At 56.0% G+C, this 2,982-nt stretch carries 3 protein-coding genes; 1 reads left to right on the forward strand and 2 read right to left on the reverse strand.

The genetic code is table 11. The annotated features are described in order from the left end of the window. Nucleotides 1-347 (forward strand): integrase core domain-containing protein (locus tag CVA01_RS14580; protein ID WP_218024599.1); only part of this gene is annotated, 347 nt, incomplete at its 5' end. A gap of 294 nt (nt 348-641) precedes the next feature. Here the strand turns inward: CVA01_RS14580 and CVA01_RS14585 are convergent. Together CVA01_RS14585 and CVA01_RS14590 are read right to left on the reverse strand one after the other, a co-directional pair. Continuing rightward, entirely contained in the window at nt 642-2,174 is a 1,533-nt protein-coding gene (locus CVA01_RS14585) for an amidohydrolase family protein (protein ID WP_073884845.1), read from the reverse strand. Beyond that, nucleotides 2,171-2,982, reverse strand: an 812-nt coding sequence (locus CVA01_RS14590; protein ID WP_174775653.1) for a cytosine permease, incomplete at its 5' end; no start/stop codon positions are given. The genes CVA01_RS14590 and CVA01_RS14585, both read right to left, overlap by 4 nt.

Consider the following 2,982-nt stretch of genomic DNA (forward strand, 5'->3'; position numbering starts at 1 on the left):
GGCTGAACAGATACACTCACTCAAAACCGACGGTGTTGCAACCACCGGTTGAACTCGCCCAGTACGGAGCGGTTTCCTACGGGCAGTCGCTGGCGGACTCGAAGGTCGTCGCGTCGGTGGGGGCCAAGGGTGACTCCTACGACAATGCGACGGCCGAGGCGTTGAACTCGGTGTTCAGAGCCGAGCTTATCGACCGGAGGGTCTGGCCGGCGTTGACTGACGTCAACGTGGCAACGTCGAAGTGGGTCGGGTCGTACAACACTCGGCGACCGCATTCGGCGACCGGCTACGTTCCACCGGTTCAGGCTCATCGTCCGCTCATCGACAGGCAGGCCGTCGCGGCTTGATCAACAGACAAACGACCCTCTACAAAACCCGGGACTTGACACTTGTGCCGGCCAGGGCCTCTACATGTAGTGCTACCCCCGGCCCTCGCCGTCGCGGCCAAAACGTCTGCGACGCACAGAGCGCATCGTCACGAACCTCGAACTGCTAAGGGCCTGGGATGATGCTGTCCTTCCAGGCCGCCCCGTCGGGCACGCCAGATCAGATGTCACCATGCAAGGCTGAAGAACCCCGCCATGCTTCTTCAGCTACACGCTCCATAGACCAAAGAAAGAGAGCTTCTCTACCCGTCCGGACTATGACGTTGCGCGCCGCGACCAATCTCTGGTCCTGTACCGCTCCTGACCGGAGAACATCTTCATGGACTTCCGATACTGTTTCCAAAAACCCTCCACAAAGATTTCGTTCTCGGCCATCGCCTTACTCTGCCACTCATGCAACCACGGGGTGATCTCACGAACGTCCTGGAGCAGCTGCGATTCATCGATCGTGACGAGTTCACCCTCATCCACGATAATCCGTCCGGCGACCATCACAGTTCTAATCGAGGAGCCATTCTCGCTGTACACAAGCTGAAGATCAACCTGCTGTCGCGGGGAAAAGGCAAGCGTATTGAGATCGTAGATGACCAGGTCCGCTTCTTTTCCGACCTCCAACGAACCGACAGTAGAGCCGAGCTGAGCAGAACGAGCACCATTGATCGTCGCAGCTTCCAGCACTTGACCCGCGGTCGGCCAGTCTTCCGGATTGTCACTGGTCAGTTTATGGACCAAGGCGGTCGCTTTCATCACTTCGCTAACGCGTTGCGTGTCAGACGAGCACACGCCATCGGTACCGATCGCGACGTTAACTCCAGCTCGCCGAACTTCAGACCACGGCATGAGCCCAGAGGCGAGTTTCATGTTGGATAGCGGATTGTGGGAAATCGAGCAGCCGTTTTCAGCCAACAATCCTAGTTCTTTCTCATTGAGCCAGACGCCGTGGGCTAATGTGACATGTGGAGAAAGAACACCGAGTTCGTCGAACCATTCAACGAAGGAACCGTTGTAGAACTCATCCGAAGTGACTCTTTGCGTACGAGTCTCGAGAACATGCGTGTGTAGTTCGAGATCGAATTCCTTGGCTAGAGCGCTACACCCTGTAAGAAGTTCTGGTGTGCATCGCTGTGGCGCTGAGGGCCCCACCATGAACCGGAGACGTCCATGCTCCGCAGTACGGTCAAACTTAGAGATGGCCTCGCGGGCAAAGGCCAGATAATCGGCTGCGGAAGTCACCTCGAGTTCACCGGCGATCTTCTGTGCCGCTGAGGAGAGGAATTCCCGCGCGAAGGGCATCGTATCAAGGAACGGCTTGTCAGCAATCTGACCTGACAGGTTTGCCCGGATTCCGGCCTGCTCATAAGCGGCAAATTCCGCAGCAAGGTGCTCCATCTTCTGAAACGGGATTTCGTAGGCATCGTCCACGACTGTAGTGACCCCGGACTTCAGAGACTCAGCCGCCATCAAGAGAGTCCGAAGCCGAACTAGTTCAGGGCTCAACGGATCTGATCCAACTACCGGATAGCACATAAGCATCCACACTTCAAGTGGCATGTTATCTTGAGTTCCGCGCCAGAGATTCTCCCAGTTGTGGGCGTGTGCGTTGACCATGCCGGGGATGATAAGACTATCTGCCCCATTGATGATCTGCTCACCGGGCCGAGCCTCCAACCCCACTGCCATTTCACTAATCAATCCGTCGGCGATTCGAATTGAAGTGCTGAATGGTTCTGTGCCGTGCGTAGCATCGACAGCAATGACGGTCGCATTTCTAATTAAATAGTTGCTCATGCCGCAAGATCCTTTCGGCGAGTTGGCTCAAGCCGACCCAGAATCGCGTAACTTATTCCAGCCGTCAGAGAGCCCGAGAGCCAGGAAAGATCGATTCCGCCCATGGCCGTGGCTATAGGACCCTGGAAAAAACTAAGGGAGCCGTAGAGGAACAGCCATGTAGTGAACATGCCGGCGACGAGCGACACAATCGCTGACCAGCGCACCGTCGGCAAGGGAGACTGTCGCGGCCCTGTCACCAGCTCTTCGCAGTCGATGTTCCGCTTGGCAATGAAAAACCAGTGAACGCAGATGATCGCCGCCCACGGAGAGATCCAGGTGACTACCCCTACCAAGAAACTGTCGATAGTATCTCCGAAATCTCCCTGGAGGATAAAAAATGTCGCGATTCCCAGCGACACGATTCCGACGATGATGGAAATAATTCGTCGGTCAATTCTAATATCAAGTGCCTTGGTGGCCATCGTACAGGTGTAGATGTTGAGGATATTGGTGGCGATCGGACCGTGGAGCACGAGAAGCAGGATGATCACCGACAGTCCACCGTAGGCATCCGCAATGAGCTGACCGGGATCTGTGGTCTGCGAGATGGTGGCCAGTGTCGCTCCGAGAACTCCGAGCCATACCACCGGAATGAATTGTCCGCTCGCGGACACAATGAAGAGCTTGGCGGCGGGCACGTCACTCGAAATAAAACGAGAGTAATCACCCGCGTAGGTCAGCCATGTCAGTCCCCAACCGATACCGATGGCCGTCATGACAGCGGTAATTGCTGACCAGTGCTCAGTTGTTGTCATATCAGCCGAGG

It is taken from the genome of Corynebacterium variabile (assembly GCF_006539825.1).
Taxonomy (GTDB): Bacteria; Actinomycetota; Actinomycetes; order Mycobacteriales; family Mycobacteriaceae; genus Corynebacterium; species Corynebacterium variabile.

Excerpts from the sequence above, each read along its gene's own strand:
- CVA01_RS14585 (WP_073884845.1), bottom strand. The coding sequence starts at position 2,174 with ATGAGCAACTATTTAATTAGAAATGCGACCGTCATTGCTGTCGATGCT.